This window comes from Pseudomonas sp. SB113, assembly GCF_040754745.1.
GTDB lineage: Bacteria > Pseudomonadota > Gammaproteobacteria > Pseudomonadales > Pseudomonadaceae > Aquipseudomonas > Aquipseudomonas grimontii.
Genome location: NZ_JBFMHW010000001.1, coordinates 491,439 through 509,441, shown reverse-complemented (window position 1 = coordinate 509,441; position 18,003 = coordinate 491,439). Strand labels below are relative to the sequence as shown.

Sequence of the window (18,003 nt, the reverse complement as noted above, 5' to 3'; positions counted from 1 at the left end):
TCGAAGGCGTAATCTGCCGAGCCTATCAGATGAAATAATCCGTTACTTAATGGAGTGAGTATGTACGCCGCCGAGTTTTTGACCGTAGCCCTGATTCACCTGTTGGCGGTGGCCAGTCCCGGCCCGGATTTCGCGGTGGTGGTGCGCGAAAGTGTGACCCACGGCCGTCGCGCCGGGACGTGGACCGCGCTGGGCGTGGGCTCGGCGATTTTCCTGCATGTGGGTTATTCGTTGCTCGGCATCGGCCTGATCGTGTCCCAGTCCATCGTATTGTTCAACGCACTGAAATGGGCGGCGGCCGCCTACCTGCTGTATATCGGCTTCAAGGCCCTGCGCGCGCAACCGGCCAAGCCTGTCGCCGAGGGCGAGTTGCACCGCGAAGCGGGCGAGCGCACCCCGCGCGGTGCGTTTACCGCAGGCTTCGTAACGAACGGCTTGAATCCCAAGGCAACGTTGTTCTTCCTGTCGCTGTTCACCGTAGTGATCAACCCGCACACGCCGCTGGCGATTCAGGCCGGTTACGGCGTGTACTTGGCGGTGGCGACGGCGTTGTGGTTCTGCCTGGTGGCGATGCTGTTCAGCCAGCAGCGCGTACGCGCAGGCTTTGCGCGGATGGGGCATTGGTTTGATCGGACCATGGGGGCGGTGTTGATTGCCATCGGCGTGAAACTGGCGTTTACCAGCGCGAAATAAACGCTGTTCTCAAGTAAACACAATCCAGTGTGGAAGGGGGCTTGCTCCCGATGGCGATGTTTCAGTCGACACATGCAGTGACTGATCCACCGCCATCGGGAGCAAGCCCCCTCCCACATTTGACTTCTATCGCTCCTGGGTGGTGGCGTAAAGCTAGCATTTCCCAGCCTCCGCAAATCATTCCTTTGGCTGATTTAGCTGAAACATAACCTCTCTACAGTGCAGGTCTTCAAGCCAAGACCGTGCAGTCATAAAAGGGATTCGTATGTTGCAGACCCGTGTTATTCCGCCCGCTGAAGGTGCGTACCAATATCCGTTGTTGATCAAGCGCCTGTTGATGTCCGGAACCCGCTACGAGAAGACCCGGGAAATTGTCTACCGCGACAAACTGCGCTACACCTACCCGACCCTGATCGAGCGGGTCGCGCGCCTGGCTAACGTGCTCAGCGAAGCCGGGGTCAAGGCCGGTGATACCGTGGCGGTGATGGACTGGGACAGTCATCGTTACCTGGAATGCATGTTCGCCATTCCGATGATCGGCGCGGTAATCCACACCATCAACGTGCGCCTGTCGCCGGAACAGATTCTCTACACCATGAACCACGCCGAGGACCGCTTCGTGCTGGTCAACAGCGAGTTTGTGGGGCTTTACCAGGCCATCGCCGGGCACCTCACCACCGTCGAAAAGACCCTGCTGCTCACCGACGGCGAAGCCAAGACCGCCGAGTTGCCCAACCTGGTGGGTGAGTATGAAACCCTGCTGGCCGCTGCCAGCCCGAAGTACGACTTCCAGGATTTCGACGAAAATTCCGTCGCCACTACCTTCTACACCACCGGCACCACCGGTAACCCGAAAGGCGTGTACTTCACCCATCGCCAACTGGTGCTGCACACCATCGGCGTGGCGACCATCATGGGCAGCGTCGACAGCGTGCGCCTGCTGGGCACCAACGACGTGTACATGCCGATCACGCCGATGTTCCACGTGCATGCGTGGGGCTTGCCGTATGTGGCGACCATGCTCGGTCTCAAACAGGTCTACCCCGGTCGCTACGACCCCGAATACCTGGTGGAGCTGTGGCGCAAGGAGAAGGTCACCTTTTCCCACTGCGTGCCGACCATTTTGCAAATGGTGCTCAACGCCAAGGCCGCCCAGGGCGTGGATTTTGGCGGCTGGAAAATCGTCATCGGCGGCAGCGCCCTCAACCGTACGCTGTATGAGGCGGCGAAGGCGCGTGGGATTCAACTGACCGCCGCGTACGGCATGTCCGAGACGGGCCCGCTGGTGTCCTGCGCCCACCTCAACGAAGAACTGATGGCCGGCACCGAGGACGAGCGCATCACCTACCGCATCAAGGCCGGTGTGCCTGGGCCATTGGTGGAAGCGGCGATCATGGACACCGAGGGTAACTTCCTGCCCGCCGACGGCGAGTCTCAGGGCGAGTTGGTGCTGCGCGCGCCGTGGCTGACCGAGGGTTATTACAACGAACCGCAGAAGGGCGCCGAGCTGTGGGCGGGTGGCTGGATGCACACGGGCGACGTGGCCACCCTCGATGCATTTGGCGTGATCGATATTCGCGACCGCATCAAGGACGTGATCAAGACCGGTGGCGAATGGATCTCCTCCCTGGCCCTCGAAGACCTGGTCAGCCGTCACCCGGCGGTACGCGAAGTAGCGGTGGTGGGCATCGCCGACCCGCAGTGGGGCGAACGCCCATTTGCGTTGCTGGTGGTGCGTGATGGTCATGAGATTGGGGCCCGCGAGCTCAAGGAGCACCTCAAGCCTTTTGTCGAATTGGGCCATTTGAGCAAGTGGGCGATCCCGAGCCAGATCGCCGTTGTTACGGAAATTCCCAAGACCAGCGTCGGCAAGCTCGACAAAAAACGTATCCGCGTTGACATCATTGAATGGCAGGCCAACAACAGCACCTTCCTGTCCACCCTCTGAGCTGATTTGCCGTGCCTTCGTGGCACGGCGATGCTCTATCTCGCGCCTTCACTTGTGATTTGCCAATTTTCAGCCATCCTTGCCGCGTCGGCCTTCGCCGACATGGCGAAAGGGCTGTGGCAGACGGGTTGGTGATGCAAATCACACTTTAGAGGGATCAAGCGGTACCCCCTGCTGGCTATAGTCCCACCCAGAGTTTTTCAAGGATGCGTCGCTTCGGGCCATGGAGGTTCAGTTGCCAGGCGGCATTGGAATCGTTGTATTCCGGCCGTTACAAGCATCACAGACAGAACTCACTGCCATAACAATAATGCACATGGAGTAGCGTCGATGACCTCAGTAAACCAGTTCTGGCGCCGGGCAAAGTTGCCCCTGGCCGTCAGCCTCGCCTCTACGCTCGCCGGGCCCGCATTCGGCGTCAGTTTCAATATCGGTGAAATCGAAGGTAGTTTTGACTCCTCCCTGTCGGTGGGGACGAGCTGGTCGACGGCGGGTCGAAATAAAGACCTAATCGGGGTCAACAACGGTGGCAAGGGGTTGTCGCAAACCTCCGATGACGGTCACTTGAACTTCGACAAGGGCGATGCATTCTCGAAGATCTTCAAAGGGGTCCATGACCTTGAGTTGAAATATGGCGATACCGGCATCTTTGTACGGGGCAAGTACTGGTATGACTTCGCGCTGCAAAACGAAGACTTAGACTTCAAAAACGTCAGCAATGACAACCGCAAAGAGGGCGCCAAGTCCTCGGGCGGGCAGATCCTCGATGCATTTATCTACCACAACTACACCATCGCTGATCAGCCGGGCAACGTGCGGTTCGGTAAACAGGTGGTCAGTTGGGGAGAAAGTACGTTTATTGGTGGCGGCATCAACTCCATTAACCCGATAGACGTGTCTGCGTTCCGTCGCCCGGGGGCCGAAATCAAGGAAGGCTTGATTCCCGTCAACATGTTCTACGTTTCGCAGACGCTGACCGATAACCTGTCGGCTGAAGCGTTCTACCAGTTGGAGTGGGACCAGACCGTTACCGATAACTGCGGGACGTTCTTCTCCCAGCCGGATGTGATTTCAGACGGTTGCAGCGATAACCTGCGTTTGCTGGCCAAGCGCTCGACTATTGCGGCCACCGCGCCGGGTCGCGGGGCGCTCGCTCAGTTTGCTGCTCGGGGCGTGGACACCAACGAAGAAGGTACCTTGGTGCGTCGAGGCGGTGATCGGGATGCGCGCGACAGTGGCCAGTTTGGTGTGGCCATGCACTATAACTTTGAGCCGCTGGACACCGAGTTCGGCGCCTATTTCATGAACTATCACAGTCGTGCACCGATCTTCAGCGCAACCGCGGCTCCTGCCTCGGCTTATGCAATTGCACCCGCCTTCGGCGCGTTGGCGCCGGTGTTTATCGCCGGTAACTCCAAGTACTTTATCGAGTACCCTGAAGATATTCGTCTGTACGGTCTGAGCTTCTCGACCACATTGCCCACGGGAACTGCCTGGAGCGGTGAACTCAGCTATCGCCCTAACGCGCCGGTGCAGCTCAATACAACCGACATCCTTTATGCCGGCGTCAAAGACTTGGGCGGTACATTTTCGAATGCCTCCTTACTCAGCGGTGCCAGGGGGCAGGACTTGAATGGTTACCGTCGTAAGGAAATCACTCAGTTCCAGACCACACTGACGCACTTTTTTGATCAGGTGATGGGTGCGAGTCGCTTGACTCTGGTGGGCGAGGTGGGTGTGACGCATGTGGGCGGGCTTGAGAGCAAGTCCAAGGTTCGTTATGGCCGCGATCCTGTCTTCGGGCCTGGCGCTTTACCGTCTACCGGCGGCCGTAATACCTGCTCGCAAATCCTCAACCCGTCCACTATCGGTGGGGCTGGCCCGGGTGCTGACGCCAGCAATGTATCCAAGTATTGCGATAACGATGGTTTCACCACGGCCACCTCATGGGGCTATCGTGGACGCGCTATTTGGGAGTACCCGGATATGTTTGCCGGTGTAAACCTCAAGCCGAGCGTGGCATGGTCCCATGACGTCAAAGGTTACTCGCCTGGTCCTGGCGGCAACTTCGAGGAAGGTCGCAAGGCAGTAAGTTTGGGTGTGGATGCGGAGTACCAGAACACCTACACCGTGGGCTTGAACTACACCAACTTCTTTGGTGGCAAGTTCAGCACCGTGGACGATCGTGATTTTATCGCCTTGAGCGCGGGCATGAACTTCTAAGCACACTCTCATTAGCAGTATGTTTTCAGGAAGAACCAGAACATGAAAATAACCAAAAGTCTGTTGCACGTCGGTGTGCTTGGGCTGTCGATCCTGGCGAGTAACGTCATGGCGGCGGTGTCGGCGGATGAAGCCGCCAAGCTGGGCACGACCCTGACGCCGATGGGCGCGGAAATGGCCGGTAACGCAGCGGGCACCATCCCTAAATGGTCGCCTATGCCTACCAACGCCGGCGCCGTCGACGCCCGTGGTTTCCTGGCTAACCCGTACGCCAGCGAACAACCGCAATTCACCATCACCGCGCAGAACGTCGAGCAGTACAAAGACAAGTTGGCGCCGGGGCAGTACGCGATGTTCAAGCGTTACCCGGAAACCTTCAAGATGCCGGTCTACCCGACCCATCGCGGCGCTACCGTGCCGGCCGATGTGTTCGCGGCCATCAAGAAGAACGCCACCACCACCAACCTGGTGTCGGGCGGCAACGGCCTGGAAAACTTTGAAACCGCCGTACCGTTCCCGATCCCGAAAAGCGGTGTGGAAGTTATCTGGAACCACATCACCCGTTATCGCGGCGGCAGCGTGACCCGTCTGGTGACCCAGGCCACGCCGCAAACCAACGGTTCCTACAGCCTCGTGTACTTCCGCGACCAGTTCGTGTTCCGCGACAAGATGAAGGACTTCGACCCGAAGAACCCGGGCAACGTGCTGTTCTACTTCAAGCAGCAAGTGACCGCGCCGGCACGCCTGGCCGGTGGTGTGCTGCTGGTGCACGAAACCCTGGACCAGGTGAAGGAGCCGCGTTCGGCGTGGGTCTACAACGCCGGCCAGCGCCGTGTGCGCCGGGCGCCGCAAGTGTCCTATGACGGGCCAGGTACCGCCGCCGATGGCCTGCGGACCTCCGACAACCTTGACATGTACAACGGTGCGCCGGATCGCTACGACTGGAAACTGGAAGGCAAGAAGGAAATCTACATCGCCTCCAACAGTTACAAGATCGACGATCCGAAGCTCAAGTACGCCGACATCATCAAGGCCGGCCACATCAACCAGGACCTGACACGCTACGAGCTGCGCCGTGTCTGGCACGTGGTCGCGACCTTGAAGGAAGGCCAGCGCCACATCTATGCCAAGCGTGATTTCTTCATCGACGAAGACACCTGGCAAGCGGCGGTGATCGACCACTACGACGGTCGTGGTCAACTGTGGCGCGTCGCCGAGGCCCATGCCGAGAACTACTACGACAAGCAAGTGCCGTGGTACGCCCTGGAAACCCTCTACGACCTGCAGTCCGGCCGCTACCTGGCCCTGGGCATGAAGAACGAAGAGAAACAGGCCTATGACTTCGGCTTCACCGCCACCACCAGCGACTTCACCCCAGCGGCCCTGCGCCAGGACGGTGTTCGCTAAGCTGCACGAGTGACTCAATGTGGGAGGGGGCTTGCTCCCGATAGCGGTGTGACAGTCAACGCATGTATTGACTGATCCGCTTCTATCGGGAGCAAGCCCCCTCCCACTTTTTGTTTGTGGCGATATTTCTTGTCTCAGTTCTTTTTCAGGCAAATGTTGCAAAGATCTACAAACCCACCGCTTTTACCGCTAGTCTGCGGACATCTGCAATGCCGACAACAGCCTTCTACAAGAGCCCGGCGATGACTGATCTGTCCCGAATCCAAGGGCCTGCCAGTAGGGTAATCCCGACCCTGGAAGGTCGCTTCTACAGGCCTCCGCTGCCTGACGGCTACGTGCCGCGCCCGCGCCTGTGTGAACGGCTGAGTGCCGGGCTGGAAGGGCGGTTGCTGTTGGTCAGCGCACCGGCTGGGTTCGGCAAGAGTTCATTGGCGGTGGAGTTCTGCCAGGGCCTGCCGGCTCACTGGCAAAGCCTGTGGTTGGGCCTGAGCCCACGGGACAACGACCCGGGGCGTTTTCTTGAGCGCCTGCTCGAAGGGTTGCAGCATTACTTCCCCGCACTCGGCGCCCACTCCCTGGGCTTGCTGAAAATGCGCCAGCGGCACCAACCCTTCGCGTTTGAAGAATGGCTCGATGGCCTGCTCGATGAACTGACCGTGCACCTGTCCACCCGTGCGCCATTATTGCTGGTGCTGGATGACTACCATCTGGCCCAGGGACCGGTGCTGGACCGTTGCCTGCAATTTTTCCTCAACCATCTGCCCGATGGCCTGGTGGTGCTGGTCACCAGCCGCCAGCGCCCGGACTGGCATCTGGCGCGCTTGCGGTTGTCACGGCACTTGCTGGAGTTGCACGAGCAAGACCTGCGCCTGACCCATGCCGAATCCCAGGCGTTGCTGGATCGCCACAGCAGTTCCTTGAGTGGTGAAGCCCTCGACAACCTGATCCGCCGCAGCGAAGGCTGGGTGGCCGGCCTGCGCTTTTGGCTGCTGGCGGCTTCCGAAGCCGGCAACGAAAGCGCCTTGCCGCAAAGCCTGCACGGTGGGGAAGGGCTGATCCGCGACTACCTGCTGGAAGAAGTGATCGACTGCCTGCCACCCGAAGTGCAGGCGTTCCTGTTCGACACTGCGCCCCAGGACCGTTTTTGCAGCGAGTTGTGCGATGCCGTGCGCGAAGCCCATGACAGCGCCGAGATCCTGCGTTACCTGCAAGCCCACCAGGTGTTTCTGGTGCCGTTGGACGAGCAGGGGCACTGGTACCGTTATCATCATTTGTTCTCCGACCTGCTGCGCACCCGCCGCGCGAGCAGCAATGTATTGCCGGCCGCCAGCCTGCACCTGCGCGCTTGCCGTTGGTTCAACGCCCAGGGCTTGATCGACGAGGCGGTGGAGCAGGCGTTGCGCGCCGGGCACCTCGACGTGGCGGCCAACCTGGTGCAGAACCTGTCCGAAGAACAACTGCTGGCCGAGCAGAATGTCGGCATGTTGCTGCGCTGGAAAATGGACTTGCCCGACAGCCTGCTGATTAGCACGCCGCGCCTGATTGTGCTGTACAGCTGGGCATTGGGGTTGGCCTGCCAGCTGGATGCGGCGGAGGAATTATCCGCGTACCTCAGTCGCTTCCTGCCGGCGCCCTCGGCCACTGCACAGCGCTCGATGCTGGCCCAGTGGCTTGCGCTGAGCGGGATTATCGCCCGGGGCCGCGGGGATCGTGAATTGACTCAGCGCTATTGCAGCGAGGCGTTGGAAAGCCTGCCGCAACGGCGTTACGGCCAGCGTCTGGTGTGCCTGTCGACCCTGTCCAACCTGGCCATCGCCGATGGTGATTTGTGGCGCGCCCGAGGCCTGAACCGCGAATCCCTGGAACTGGCGCAGCGCGTCGGCAACCCGTTGTTCGAAGCCCTGGCCCATTACGACCGTGCACGGGTGCTGCAGGCACGTGGCGAAATCCTGCGCGCCCTCGATGAAGTGCGCCAGGGCCTGCAACGCCTGCACGGCCTGGCACCGCAGCGGTTGTATGCGGTGCGTGCGCGGTTGTCGCTCTACGAAGGCTATTTGCTGTTGGTGCGCAACCAGCCTGAAACCGGCATCGCCCACCTGCGCGCGGGCCTGGCCGAGGCGCGCGCCTGTCGCGACATCAGCGTGCTGATCGGCCATTGTGTGATCGCCAGCTTCGAAGGGCGGCGCAATGACTTTCCCAAAGCCTTCGCCGAACTCGCCGAAGCCGAGCGCCTGATGCATATCTGGGATGTGCCGCCGATCTACTACCTGGCGATGATTACCCTGATCAAATGCGAACTGTGGCTGGCCCAAGGCCGCACCGACCTGGCGGATGCCTGGCTGACGCGGCTGGGGCAGACTTACCACGGCGAACAGGCCGCCGCTGCACCGGAATTCCACCCGCACTTGCCGCAACATATCGGGCTGCAACAAGCCGCCCTCGATGCCGTCCGCCATCAACCCCAGGCGGCGCTGGAGCGGCTCGAAGCACTGGCGCAACAGGCTCACAACTGCGGGCGCCAGATGATTGCCCTGATGGCGCTGACCCAGCAGGCGCAGTTGCTGCTGGAGTGCGGTCAGGATGCCAAGGCGCGTCCGGTACTGGCCCAGGCGTTTGAGGCGGGCGCCGGGGGGGCGTTACAGCCGTTCCAGCGCTTGTTGGACGGGTATCCGGACTGGATGCGCGAGCAATTGGGCAAAGACCCGCAAGGTCCGCTGCACCAGAGCCTGCTCGCACTTCTCCCAGCGGTGGTGACTCCCGAGGTTACGACCACCCACGAAACCCTGAGCACGCGCGAGCTGGCGGTCCTGCAACTGATCGCCCAAGGCTGTTCTAACCAGGAAATCAGCAACCAGCTGTTTATCTCCCTGCACACCGTCAAGACCCACGCCAGCCACATCAACAGCAAACTCGGGGTGGAGCGACGCACCCAGGCCGTGGCCCGAGCCAAGGCGATGGGCTTGCTGGCGTAAGTGCCGGGCGGTTTACGGTGCCGTCGGGCACTGGCCGGTTGACCTGTCGACCGCCTGGCTGACCTGCGCGGCAAAGCGCTTGAGATTGTTTTGATGGGCGAGCACCACGTTGTCGATGCTCGGCCCGGCGGGCGACTGCAACGTGGTCCGGCAGGTCAGCGGTGGGCGCTCGGTGCCCCCGGCCGGGCGCAGGCGCCATTTGACGTCGAGCAGCGCGTACTGGCCGGGTACTGAGTCAAAGCGCTGCACTTCAAGACGCAACAACATCGATTGTCGAGGGTTGCTATTGGCCAGTTGGTCCACCAGCGCACTCCTCAGCTCATCCGCGAGGCTCGCGGCCCACCACTGGGTTTCCAGGATCGCCACGCCGCTGTCGCCCTGGCGAATCACGATCTGCGGTCGGTCGACCTGGGGTGGAACGGTGATGCTTTCGATCCGGATGCTGCCCGCGTCGGCCCCAGTGGCCGTATTCCAGTGCGCCGGTGTCAGCGTATGAAAGGTAATCGGAGTACTGCTGCACGCCGCCAGCAACAGCAGCATGCCGACCACTGTGATTTTCAACGGAAACGTCATGGCGCTTGCTCCAGGGGTCATTTGCGCGGAGGTCCTTGCAGGTCCAGGGGCGCGGCGTTGTCGGGGCGTCCGCGAATCAGCGATTCCGGGTGACGGCCCAGGTAGTCCGACAGCTCGCGCAGGGAGCGCGACATGCGGCTCAGTTCATCCAGGGTCTGGGTCAGCTGTTCGCGCTGCGGTGAATCCTCGGCCAGGGTCGAACTGGCCGATTGCAGCGTCTTGCTCACATCAGCCAGGGTGTTCTGAACGCTGGGCAGGGTTTTGGCGTTGAACTGGGTCAGGCCTTTGCGCAGCTCGACAAGGTTGCTGTCGAGGTTGCCGGCAATGCGTTCGATCGGCAGTTGGTTGATCTTGTTGACGATGTTCTCGAGTTTTTCCTGTAGCTGCTCCAGGTTACCGGGAATGGTTGGAATGCTGACAGGGCGCAGGCTGGGGTCAAACTTGACCTTCTCGGCTTTCGGGTAGAAGTCCAGCGCGATGTATAGCTGGCCGGTCAGCAGGTTGCCACTGCGCGCCTGGGCACGCAGGCCATTTTCGATGAACGAGCCGATCAGCCGAACGCCGGCGGCCTCATCGTTGGGGTTATGGTTCATGACCTTGAGCAGTTTGGTGTGGGCCTGCCCGAGCAACTGTGGGTAGATCACGATGCCGACGTTGAGCGGGAAGCTGCGTTTTTTTGCGTCGTAGTCCAGGTTGATCGACACCACTTTGCCAAATTCAACGCCGAGGAACTCCACCGGCGCACCGACCTTGAGCCCGCGCAATGCCTGGTCGAATCGCAGGGCCATGTATTGCCCCTCGCCATTGGGTGGGGCCAGGGCGCTGACTTGGTCGTCGAACAGCTCAAAGGTACGGGCTTCGTCGGCTGGTTTGTCGTTGGGGCTGTACGGCGGCGCCTGAAAGGCGATGCCACCCACCAGCATGGACGAGAGCGATTCGGTTTTCAGCGCGAAGCCATTGGCGCCTACGCTCAGGTCAATTCCGCTGGCGTTCCAGAAACGCGTGTTTTCGGTGACATAGGCATCATTCGGTGCATGCACGAATACCTCGACATTGATGCCCTTGCCTTCGGCGTCCAGCTCGTAGGCCACCACCTGGCCGACCTCGATTTTGCGGTAGTACACCGGTGAGCCGATATCCAGCGAACCGAGGGTCTGCGTGTGCAGCGTGAAGCGCTTGCCCGGTTCGCCGTAGGTGATGGGCGGCGGGTTTTCCAGGCCTTTGAAGTGTTTGGCGCGTGTGTCGGATTGGCCGATGTCGGCACCGATGTAGTCGCCGGAGAGCAGGGTGTCGATGCCGGATACACCGCCGGCGCCGATACGCGGGCGCACTACCCAGAACTGCGAGTCGGCGCGGGTGAAGCTTTCGGCCTGCTTGGCCAATTGAACGGTCGCGTTGACGCTTTTCTGGTCGTCACTCAGGGCGACATCGGTCACCTGGCCTATTACCACGTTGCGGTACTTGACCTCGGTTTTATTCGCGGTCAGGCCACTGCCAGTCTTGAAGTTGAGAGTGATGGTCGGGCCCTGCTGGAGGACGCTGTGTACCACCAGCGAAATCCCCACCAGCACCGCGACGATCGGCACGATCCACACCAGCGAAACGCTGAAGCGTCGTGTCTTGATCGCAGGCGACCCTGGGGCTTGCGGGGTGTCAGTGGGATGTGACGTCATCCGCGGTCTCCTTGTTGTGTGGGGTTTCCCAGATCAGCCTCGGATCGAAGCTCATGGCGGCCAGCATGGTAAACACCACCACCAGACCGAAAAACAGGATGCCCAGGCGCGGCTCGATGGTGCCCAGGGCCTGGAACTTCACCAGCGCGGCCACCAGCGCGACCACGATGACATCGAGCATGGACCAGTAGCCAATCAGCTCGACGAAGCGGAACAGCTTCGACCGTTCCTTGCGTGCCCACAGGCTATTGCGCTGCACGGTGACCAGCAGCAGGGTCAGGGACACAAACTTGATGCCGGGCACTGCGATGCTGGCGATGAAAATAATCAGCGCAATGTCCCACGCGCCATGCTGCCAGAATTCCAGCACGCCGCTCATGATGGTGCTGTCCGCCCCCGAGCCGAACATCGTGGTGTTCATCACCGGCAGCAGATTGGCCGGCACATAGAACGCCAGTGCGGTGAGCATGTAGGCCCAGGTGCGCGTCAGTGAGCTGACCTTGCGCCGGTGCAAGGACGCGCCACAGCGCTCGCATTCGGTCGGCCCGGTGCGCATGTCACAGGACAATCCGCAGCTGTGGCAGAGGCACAGGTCGAGCTCGCTGGCCGTCGGCGGTGTGTTCATACGCTGTCCCACAGGTCGCGCACATCGCGTCCGGCAATGCGGATCAGCAACAGGCTGAGCACGGCCAGGGCAAACAGGCCGGTGCCGGGTATCACATCAAGCATGCCGGCCAGCTTGAACACCGCCACCATCGCACCGAGCAGGCATACCTCCAGCATGCTCCAGGGCCTGAGCGCCTCCAGCCAACGCATACACAATCGGAATGCGGGTGAGCGTTTGCCCCTGAGGGCAAAACTCAGGACCCACATCAGTAGCAGTAACTGGAACACCGGCGCGATGATGATGGAAATGGCCGCCACCAACGCGATAAACGTGATCGGCCCCAGGCTCAGCGCTACCACCGAATCCCATAACGTGGCGCTGCTTTTCAGGCCTTGCAGGCTGATACTCATCACGGGATAGAAATTGGCGAACGTCCACAGCACCGCAGCCGTCAGCGTCAGGGCTAGGCGCTGTTGCACCGACAGGCCGTTGTAGCGCTGGAGCACCCCGGCGCAACGTACACAGAAGGCTTTTTGATGTCTGGCGAGCGTGACTTTTTCGTAAACGCAATCGCAGTGCTCGCAGATGATCAGTTGATTCGCCATGGGGCTCGCTCCAACGCGGCATGCTTGTGGGGGCCTGGATTGTTTTTCGATGGCGCTGGCAAGCTTAGCAGTCGCTGCTCTTCAGGTCTGGCGCCTCGTCAACCATACTGTGCGGAATATGCCATAGAGCCCGCAGGAGCACCGATGAATATTGAAAAAGCCGCGCTGATCCGCGAAACCTTCCCGGTCGGCCCTTTGCAGTGCAACTGCACGATCATTGGCGACCCCATCACCAAAAAGGCCATCGTGGTCGACCCGGGTGGCAACCATGAGTTGATCCTGGCACGTCTCGATGCGCTGGGCCTGAAAGTGGTGAGCATCATCCACACCCATGCCCATCTCGATCACTTCCTGGCCTCGGGACAATTGAAGGAAAAGACCGGTGCCACCCTGCATCTGCACAAGGAAGACCAGTTTCTCTGGGACAACCTGGAGATGCAGTGCCAGATGTTTGGTGTGCCCTACACCCCGGTGCCGTCGCCGGATCGCTGGCTGGCCGATGATGAGGCGTTGGCCTGCGGATGCGGTGTTGCGCTGCATACACCGGGGCACACGCCAGGTTCGATGAGCTTCTGGTTTGCCGATGCCAAACTGCTGATTGCCGGGGACACGCTGTTTCGGCGCGGCGTAGGGCGTACGGATTTGTGGGGTGGGGACCAGGCGACGATCGTGCGTTCGATCAAGCAGCGGCTCTACACGCTGGACGAAGGCGCGACGGTGGTGACCGGTCATGGCCCGGATACGCGCCTGGGTGACGAGATGCGTGAGAACCCGTTTGTGCGGGCGTGAAAGGAAGTGTTCAAACGGCAATCCGCTGTAGCAAAAACTCAGGCCGCGTTCAGCGTGTGTCTGCTACGGTTTCTGTCGTAGCGCAAGTCCCGAACGTTTTGTTACAGCTCGGGGCGCGCCCACGGAATTTTTACCGTTTGTCGCGTTCCAAACTCGGCACGGGTCCATTGCCAATGTCCTTTGCACCACAGAATGCAAAAAGTAGGAGCTCCCTTCATGTTCACTCCGCGTCGTCTGCTTGTTGTTGCTACCGCCGTAGCCCTGTTGTCCGGCTGCGCTTCACCTAATCCTTATGACGGCAGCAGCCAGGGACAGGCGAATAATGAATCCAGCGGTATGAGCAAGACCGCCAAGTACGGTGGCCTGGGTGCCCTGGCCGGTGCATTGGCGGGTGCTGCCATCGACCATAACAACCGTGGCAAGGGCGCGCTGATCGGTGCGGTGGTTGCGGGTGCCGGCGCTGCGGGTTACGGCTACTACGCCGACCAGCAGGAAAAGAAACTGCGCGAGAGCATGGCCAATACCGGGGTTCAAGTTCAGCGCCAGGGCGACCAGATCAAGCTGATCATGCCGGGTAACATCACGTTCGCCACCAACTCGGACGCGATCTCCAGCAGCTTCTACCAGCCGCTGAACAACCTGGCCAACTCCCTCAAGCAGTTCAACCAGAACACCATCCAGATCGTCGGCTACACCGACAGCACCGGCAGCCGCCAACTGAACATGGACCTGTCCCAGCGTCGTGCCCAGAGCGTGGCCAACTACCTGACTTCCCAAGGCGTCAACGGTGCGAACCTCAGCGCGCGCGGTGCCGGCCCGGATAACCCGATTGCCAGCAACGCCGACGTGAACGGTCGTGCGCAGAACCGTCGCGTAGAAGTAAACCTCGGCCCGATCCCCGGCCAGCAGTACGGCCAGCCTGGCGCGCAGCAACAAGCGCCGCAGCAGAACAACCAGTTCCAGGGCAACCCGTATCAGCAATACCAATAAACGCTGACCACTAAAAAGGGCGCCATGCAGTCAATGCATGGCGCCCTTTTTGTCGCCGGATATTTTACAGGTGGAACCGGCTGACGAGGGTGTTGAAAGACGTCGCGAGGTTCGACAACTCTTGGGTCGATGCATTGGTCTGGTGCGCGCCGGCTGCTGTTTGTGTCGACAGGTCCTGGATATTCACCAGGTTGCGGTCGACTTCGCGCGCCACATGGGCCTGTTCTTCCGAGGCTGTTGCGATCACCAGGTTGCGCTCGTTGATCTGGGAAATTCCCTCGGCGATCTGTTCCAGCGCCTCGCCCGTGGCCTGGGCCAGGGTCTGAGTGTCGTTGACCAATGCCTGGCTTTTGCCCATGGCGCCTACGGCCTGGTCGGCACTGCTTTGCACAGCATTGATCATGCTTTCGATCTCTCCGGTCGAGGCCTGGGTGCGGGCGGCGAGGGCGCGTACTTCATCCGCGACCACGGCAAAGCCGCGACCTTGCTCCCCGGCCCTGGCAGCCTCGATGGCGGCATTGAGGGCCAGCAGGTTGGTCTGCTCGGCAATGCCCCGAATCACGTCCAAGACCTTGCCGATATCACGCACCTGGCCGGCCAGGTCCTTGACCATGGTGGTCGACGTGTCGATCTCGCCAGTGGCGTGGTTGATCGCGTTGACAGCCTTGCGCGCCTGGTCGCGGCCGTTGGTGGCCTGTTCACTGGTGGTGCGGGAAGCCTCGGAGGTGGACACCGCATTACGCGCCACTTCTTCTACCGCTGAGGTCATCTCGGTCACCGCCGTCGCGGCTTGCTGGATCTCGTCGTTCTGGCGAACCAGGCTGCGGCTGCCGTTATCGGTAACCGCTGTGAGTTCTTCTGCGGCAGACGCCAATTGGTCAGAGGCGCTGGCAATTTGCTGGATCGTTTGCTTCAAGCTCGATTGCATATCGCCCAGTGCGCTCAACAGTTGGCCGGTTTCGTCGCGGCTGGTGCTGACGATGGCCTGGGTCAGGTCGCCATCGGCAATGCGTCGTGCGCTGGTCACGGCCGTGGCAATTGGGCGGCTGATCAGGCGGCTGATAAACAGGCCCAAAAGAATCGCCGCAATAAACGCCAGCACAATGCCCGAGTACAGGGTGTTCTTCGCCAAAGATTCTTGCACCGTTGCATCCGTTGCGTTCTCTGCAACCTGGCGATCATTGGAGTCGACCATGATGGTCAGTTCATCCATCACGGTGCGATAGTTTTTTTGCAGGTCACCGAACAGCAGCGTTCGCGCCTTATCCAGCTCATGCGCATTCAGCAGCGCGATGTACTGCTGGACCATGGCTTGATACACCGGCCAGTCACGCTCCATTTTATCGCCGGCTGCGCGCTCATCATCCGCCAGAGGGCGCTGGCGATAGAGGGTAAATGCCTTCTCGCTTGCCAGTCGATTGGCGTTCATCGAGGCGATGAATTCGTCTTTCACCGACTGGGATGCATCGCTGGCGTGGGCGATATACAGGCGATACAGATCGCGACTTTGCCCCACGGCCTTGATCTTGGTCTGAGCGCTGTTGGCGATGGCGACCAGGTTGTTGTTGAACACCGACCTGAGGCTTTCCGACAGCGCAGATACCCCCCGGCTACCCAGCACGCCCACGCCCAGGGTAATCAGGGCGCAGAGTGAAAAGGAGGTGATCAGTTTGGTTGAGAGTTTTGCATCGTTAAGCCAGCTCATCGGTTCGTCCTGGGAGATGCTGATGGATTCATCAACGAAGTGAGGGCCGGCACCTCGGCGGTGACGGCAGTTGTCGTACCTCTATCGACAGCGTTTTACAGGACTGAAGGCTAAATGACAGCACACACGTTCAAGCATCACGAAAATTTAAAGAAATTCGTCTGTTTTTTTCAAAAATATCATTAACGTGACCACGAAGAATTCCGGTGATGCTTCGAAAGCATTGATTTAGACGCGTCTGAATGGATGCTCGACTGATGTCATTTGGCCTTTAAATTTGTTGCCAAATATTGCGTCGCGTGAAATATTCGCGGCGTGCTGTCATATGACGTCCTATGACATCTCGAATTTTCGATGATTCACAGCAACGTGTGAGTCCTCGAAAGTCATGAATACAGTGCTTAAGGTAAAAGTCATGCCGCGTAAAACGGGTAGGGGAACAAGCACTAGGTATGTGCTGGCGAGCGTGCTCACGCTTGTCGCGTGTATCGCCAGCAGTGCTCAGGGCCAGGCGCTGGATGACACTTCGTCACCCGGCAAGCGCCTGGCGATCGCAGCGGATTGCGTGGCGTGTCACACCGCGCCAGGCGGCCAGCCTTTTGCGGGCGGCTACCCGCTCAGCTCGCCGATGGGGGTGATTTATTCGACCAATATCACCCCGTCCAAATCTGCGGGTATCGGCGGCTATACCGCTGAGCAATTCGCTCGTGCGGTAAGGGACGGCGTCACGCCGAATGGCACGCACCTCTATCCAGCAATGCCTTACACCTCCTACGCGAAGATGACCGATGCCGATGTAGCGGACCTCTACCACTACTTCATGCACGAAGTGCAGCCCGTCGACGCCACGACACAGAAGACCGATCTGGACTTCCCGTTCAACATTCGCGCGTCGATGCTTGGCTGGAATGCGTTATTCCATAGCCAGAAGCGCTTCACCCCGGATCCCGGGAAATCCGCCGAAGTGAACCGTGGCGACTACTTGGTTAATGCCCTGGCCCACTGCGACACCTGCCACACCCCGCGCAATGTGCTGATGGCGGCCGATAACAGCAAGCCACTCGCCGGTGGCGCATTGGGCAGTTGGTACGCGCCCAACATCACTTCTGACAAAACCAGCGGCATCGGCGCCTGGTCCAGCGATGATCTGGTGGCTTACCTGCGTACCGGCCATGTGGAAGGCAAGGCGCAGGCCGCCGGGCCAATGGCCGAAGCGGTCGAGCACAGCCTGCAACATCTGGACGATGTCGACCTCAAGGCCATCGCCGCTTACCTGCTGCAAACCCAGCCGATCAACACCGGTGAGACCAAAGCTCGGCATGAGTTCGGCCAAGCCTCCAGCGATGAGTTGACCCTGCGCGGTGGCAAACCCGAAGACAACCCTGGCTGGCATATTTTCAGCGGCACCTGCGCCAACTGTCACCAGGCCAATGGCCAGGGCACCCGTGAATACCCGTCGCTGTTCCACAACACCGCCACCAGCCGCAGCGACAACCTGATCGCCGCAATCGTCTATGGCGTGCACCGCGAGGTGGATGGCGTGGCTATCGACATGCCGGCGTTCGGCCCGGATGCGTTGTTTACCGATCGCCTCAATGACCAGCAGATTGCCGACGTGAGCAACTATGTGCTGTCCCGCTACGGCAATGATGCGCAGAAGGTGTCCGCCGCCGATGTGGCTCAGGTTCGCGCGGGTGGCCCCAAGGCGCCGTTGGCGGTGATGGCCAAGTTCGCGCCTCCGGCGATCATCCTTGCCTGCATCCTGATTGCCTTGGCGGTGATCCTAATTGTCCGTCGCCGACGTCTGGAGGTTTGAAC

General features: G+C 60.3%; 13 protein-coding genes. 8 read left to right on the top strand and 5 right to left on the bottom strand.

What is annotated here, in order from left to right; genetic code table 11:
* The first annotated feature begins 60 nt into the window (after positions 1 to 60).
* The 5 genes from AB1462_RS02335 to AB1462_RS02315 all read left to right on the top strand — a co-directional run bounded on the left by AB1462_RS02335 (position 61) and on the right by AB1462_RS02315 (position 9,243).
* Positions 61 to 693 (top strand): LysE family transporter, encoded by a 633-nt coding sequence (locus AB1462_RS02335; protein WP_223012944.1) that lies wholly within the window; start codon positions 61 to 63, stop codon positions 691 to 693.
* 265 nt (positions 694 to 958) lie between these two features.
* Complete coding sequence (locus AB1462_RS02330; protein WP_090409362.1) at positions 959 to 2,641, top strand: fatty acid--CoA ligase; 1,683 nt, start codon at positions 959 to 961, stop codon at positions 2,639 to 2,641.
* A 330-nt stretch (positions 2,642 to 2,971) separates the two neighbouring features.
* Positions 2,972 to 4,864 (top strand): DUF1302 domain-containing protein, encoded by a 1,893-nt coding sequence (locus AB1462_RS02325; protein ID WP_367246088.1) that lies wholly within the window; start codon positions 2,972 to 2,974, stop codon positions 4,862 to 4,864.
* A gap of 42 nt (positions 4,865 to 4,906) precedes the next feature.
* Positions 4,907 to 6,271 (top strand): DUF1329 domain-containing protein, encoded by a 1,365-nt coding sequence (locus AB1462_RS02320; RefSeq protein ID WP_095183861.1) that lies wholly within the window; start codon positions 4,907 to 4,909, stop codon positions 6,269 to 6,271.
* A gap of 242 nt (positions 6,272 to 6,513) precedes the next feature.
* Positions 6,514 to 9,243, top strand: a complete 2,730-nt coding sequence (locus AB1462_RS02315) for a LuxR C-terminal-related transcriptional regulator (RefSeq protein ID WP_367246087.1) — start codon at positions 6,514 to 6,516, stop codon at positions 9,241 to 9,243.
* A 12-nt stretch (positions 9,244 to 9,255) separates the two neighbouring features.
* Here AB1462_RS02315 and AB1462_RS02310 read toward each other — a convergent pair whose 3' ends face one another.
* Genes AB1462_RS02310 through AB1462_RS02295 form a run of 4 tightly spaced genes read right to left on the bottom strand, consistent with a single transcriptional unit; the run spans position 9,256 to position 12,701 of the window.
* On the bottom strand, positions 9,256 to 9,816 hold the full coding sequence (locus tag AB1462_RS02310; RefSeq protein ID WP_137211554.1) for a membrane integrity-associated transporter subunit PqiC: 561 nt from the start codon (positions 9,814 to 9,816) through the stop codon (positions 9,256 to 9,258).
* Between the two features lie 17 nt (positions 9,817 to 9,833).
* A complete protein-coding gene (locus AB1462_RS02305) occupies positions 9,834 to 11,489 on the bottom strand; it encodes an MlaD family protein (protein ID WP_315336781.1) in 1,656 nt (551 codons plus the stop codon).
* The gene (locus AB1462_RS02300; RefSeq protein ID WP_259192281.1) at positions 11,470 to 12,114 is read right to left on the bottom strand and encodes a paraquat-inducible protein A; all 645 of its coding nucleotides are present in this window, start codon (positions 12,112 to 12,114) and stop codon (positions 11,470 to 11,472) included. The genes AB1462_RS02305 and AB1462_RS02300 overlap by 20 nt, the downstream gene beginning before the upstream one ends.
* Positions 12,111 to 12,701 carry a paraquat-inducible protein A gene (locus AB1462_RS02295; RefSeq protein WP_315336778.1) on the bottom strand — a complete coding sequence of 197 codons (591 nt, stop codon included), beginning with the start codon at positions 12,699 to 12,701 and terminating at the stop codon, positions 12,111 to 12,113. Before AB1462_RS02295 ends, AB1462_RS02300 begins: the two co-directional genes overlap by 4 nt.
* Before the next feature lie 144 nt (positions 12,702 to 12,845).
* On the opposite strand from AB1462_RS02295, the gene AB1462_RS02290 reads away from it, so the two are divergent.
* Positions 12,846 to 13,490 (top strand): MBL fold metallo-hydrolase, encoded by a 645-nt coding sequence (locus tag AB1462_RS02290; protein ID WP_259192277.1) that lies wholly within the window; start codon positions 12,846 to 12,848, stop codon positions 13,488 to 13,490.
* Between the two features lie 216 nt (positions 13,491 to 13,706).
* Positions 13,707 to 14,480, top strand: a complete 774-nt coding sequence (locus tag AB1462_RS02285) for an OmpA family protein (protein ID WP_367246086.1) — start codon at positions 13,707 to 13,709, stop codon at positions 14,478 to 14,480.
* 64 nt (positions 14,481 to 14,544) lie between these two features.
* Here the strand turns inward: AB1462_RS02285 and AB1462_RS02280 are convergent, their stop codons facing one another.
* Positions 14,545 to 16,185 carry a methyl-accepting chemotaxis protein gene (locus AB1462_RS02280; RefSeq protein ID WP_259192275.1) on the bottom strand — a complete coding sequence of 547 codons (1,641 nt, stop codon included), beginning with the start codon at positions 16,183 to 16,185 and terminating at the stop codon, positions 14,545 to 14,547.
* A gap of 415 nt (positions 16,186 to 16,600) precedes the next feature.
* Between AB1462_RS02280 and AB1462_RS02275 the strand changes: the two genes are divergently transcribed.
* On the top strand, positions 16,601 to 18,001 hold the full coding sequence (locus AB1462_RS02275) for a cytochrome c (protein WP_090409336.1): 1,401 nt from the start codon (positions 16,601 to 16,603) through the stop codon (positions 17,999 to 18,001).
* The last annotated feature ends 2 nt before the right edge of the window (positions 18,002 to 18,003 follow it).